2 protein-coding genes are annotated in these 3204 nt (G+C 52.4%); both read right to left on the bottom strand.

All coding sequences use genetic code 11. The features are described 5' to 3' along the window. Nucleotides 1-337 (bottom strand): PAS domain-containing protein (locus tag NZ772_16205; GenBank protein MCS6815097.1); only part of this gene is annotated, 337 nt, incomplete at its 3' end. A gap of 254 nt (nucleotides 338-591) precedes the next feature. Further along, nucleotides 592-3090 (bottom strand): U32 family peptidase, encoded by a 2499-nt coding sequence (locus tag NZ772_16200; GenBank protein ID MCS6815096.1) that lies wholly within the window; start codon nucleotides 3088-3090, stop codon nucleotides 592-594. Nucleotides 3091-3204: the final 114 nt, after the last annotated feature.

Here is a 3204-nt window from a genome sequence, read left to right as displayed (position 1 = left end):
GAAGGTCAGCTTGCAGCCAACAGGACTGTTGATCAACGGTGAGGCAACGCAATTCACAACGCTGACTGGGACTTAGTCGTCCATTGATCATGGCATTAAACAGGTTCTTACAGCGCTGGCGATCGTCGGGATACACATAGGCAAACAGACTAGTGCCAATGCTCTTGGCCACTGAAAACCCAGTGATTTGCTCCCACGCTGGGTTCAAAAACACCAGCACACCTTCCATATCGGTTTGAAAGAACACCTCACGAGCATGTTCCACAAACAATCGATATTGGTCTAAGTTCACTTGCCGTAACGACGGCAGGCCCACTGGCATGTCTGATGTCATCATTATCGCACCTCTGATCGGTAGCCACGGGGTCACCTTGGCTAGCCAAATCAACCCTTATTGTCGCCTAGGAATATTAATCCATTAAGATTTGTGCCATATATCCTCTGGAATTTCTCTAATTGTTTAGCAGAGCGCAAGGTTAACAGCAAGTCCTAGCCACTCGTGGTGATGCCGTTCACAGCTCACAGCTTGTATACCCAAATTGCTGATTATGGACAACATCCAGTCTAGTCAGGATATTGTTATAACTATGCTCATTCGTCCAGAGAGCCACGGGTTACCCCCAGTTGGTTGTGCAACTTCAAGTCTCGCCAGAGTTGGGAGCCGGAAAGTTTGCCTGTGAGGAGGCGTTGATAGCGATTAATCGTATCTAGCACTTGGGCAGGTGATTCTTGAACGAACTCTAAGCGGAAATAGCGCACTCCCAAATCAAGCAGGCGTTGGGCAAACTCAGCTCCAGTTTGAGCAGTGCTGTTAAAGACCGTATTGCGACAACCAGCATCGGCAACTAACCAGTGCTCTGCTCCTGTGCGATCGCGCAACTTCACCTCATGCTGTTCACAGGGACGACCACAATTTGTATAGTCTGTGCCTTTGGAGAGAAATGCACAAAACACACAGTGCTCCATATGGAACATCGGCATATGCTGGTGTAAGGTGACCTCAAACCAGGATGGCGGGCAGTGGGTTAACAGGGCTTCTAGTTGCTGAATGTTAAGGTCATAGGAAGCCGTGAGACGCTCTAGGCCAAAGGTTTGCCGAAAATAGTCGGCAGTCAAGGGATTGGCAATGTTGAAGGAAAAGTCAGCCACGCAGCGATTTGCAGCAAAAAACTCCAAGTGATCATAGTTACGAATTAGATAGCCATCAGCATTGCTGGCCCGTACTTGGTGCAGAATGTACTGCTCGTTAGGCTTGGTAATGCGGGGTGGCGCTACCCAAAGGCTGGGCCGGTGAGCAGCTTGCCTAGCCATGGCGACTGCATCCCGATAGGCACGGGGGTCTTCTAATTCACAGTAGATCGTGGTCAGGTCAGTGGTTAAGACGGCTGCCAGTTGAGCCAGAGTCCGCACGAGGACGATCGTCTGGGGAAGCACAGACGGTGCATCTTCTCCAACAGGCAACAGATCGGTATAGGTAGCTGTACTACACAGTTGCCAGCGCTGGGGTTGGGCACGCTGGGCATCTAACTGACTGACCAGTTCTCGTCGGATGCGATTGAGTTCACTAAGAGGTACCATCACCGCCCCCTGCACATGGTTATGCAGTTCTCCTAAGCAAAAGGGAGTGTTGCCCAACCGTCCTAACTGTTCTCGCAGGCGATCGCTGGTCAACTGCTGAGTATGGGCAGCAGTCAGCGGCACAGTGGACTTAGCTTGGGCGATATGTCCTAGGCTGTCACGGGCGATCGCCGTCAGTGGCTCCCCCACTTGGCCATACACTTCCACAGCAATCGGGCGCTGAAACAGAATCTTCTCACTGGTGTAAGTCTGGCGCAGTTGGCGATCCAGGTCAGGGTCATTCGTCTTCCACAGGCGATCGCCCACGTGCACTCGGCGCAAATCCACATCTCGCCGTCCCAAGGTCACGATCGACTCTTGTCCCCGCTGCTCCACGGCATAGACCCGTCCCCCCTCTTCTTGGCTATCGGGTTTACCAGCATCAAATACCACACCATCCCCAGCTTTCAGAGGCGCTTGCAACCGCACGAGCACCTGCTTGTCTCGCCCATTACGAACCTCAGCCACTGTCCCCAAGTAAACTCCACGCTTTTTGCCAAACCGCCCATGCACCAAGACCTGGTTATTGATGCCTTCTAACCAACCTGTGTGTAGCCCCCGCGAAAAGGCCATCTCCAGCTTGTAGCGGTCACTAGCATCCCCATCAGGAACAATCCCTTGGGCAATGCGATCGAGGGCTTGGCGATATACCTGGGTGACGCTGGCAACGTATTCAGGCGTTTTTAGGCGGCCCTCAATTTTAAGGGAAGCCACTCCCGCAGCCACCAGTTGCGGCAATACGGATAATCCTGCCAAATCTTGGGGACTGAGCAGGTACCTGCGATCGCCCAAGTCTAGCACTTTGCCGTCTACCACCAACTCGTAGGGCATCCGACAAGCCTGCGCGCATTCTCCCCGATTGGCTGATCGTCCCCCCAGGGCTTCACTGGTCAGACATTGCCCCGAATAGGCTACACACAAAGCCCCGTGCACAAATACTTCCAGTGGCAGAGTGAGCTTGCGATCGCGGAGTTGCTGCTGAATTTTGCGGATGTCCTTGAGGGAACACTCCCGTGCCAATACCACCAGATTGCAACCCAAGGAATGGGCAAAGTCTACGCCAGCAGCACTGGTGATGGTCATCTGTGTGGAACCATGGATAGGAAAATCTGGTGACAGGTGACGAATTAGACGACACAAGCCAATATCTTGGACGATGGCTGCATCCACACCCGCTGCAATGATTGAGCGTAGATAGGCTTCTACTGCTGCCAACTCTAGTGTAAAAATTAGAGTATTGAGAGTAACATAGCCCTTCACACCACGACGGTGCAAATAGGCCATTAACTCTGGCAAATCGGTTTCCGTAAAGTTGTGTGCCCGCATCCTAGCGTTGAATGCATCCAGCCCAAAATAGATGGCATCAGCCCCATTTTCTACGGCTGCCCTAGCACAGTCCCAACTGCCTGCTGGAGCCAGCAACTCTGGGATATCAGGCAGGGAGTGGTTGCCCTCCATTATCCCTGGAGTCATCTGTGAACGGTTGCCATTGCGTACCATAATGTTATCGATCGCAGATCGCACCATGAATATTCCGCAGTCTGTTACGGAGAACCTCTATTCTAGAATAGGCTATGATAACTGGCC

The sequence above is a fragment of the Cyanobacteriota bacterium genome (assembly GCA_025054735.1).
In the GTDB taxonomy this organism is placed as follows: domain Bacteria; phylum Cyanobacteriota; class Cyanobacteriia; order SKYG9; family SKYG9; genus SKYG9.
This window is presented reverse-complemented; position numbering and strand designations above follow the sequence as displayed.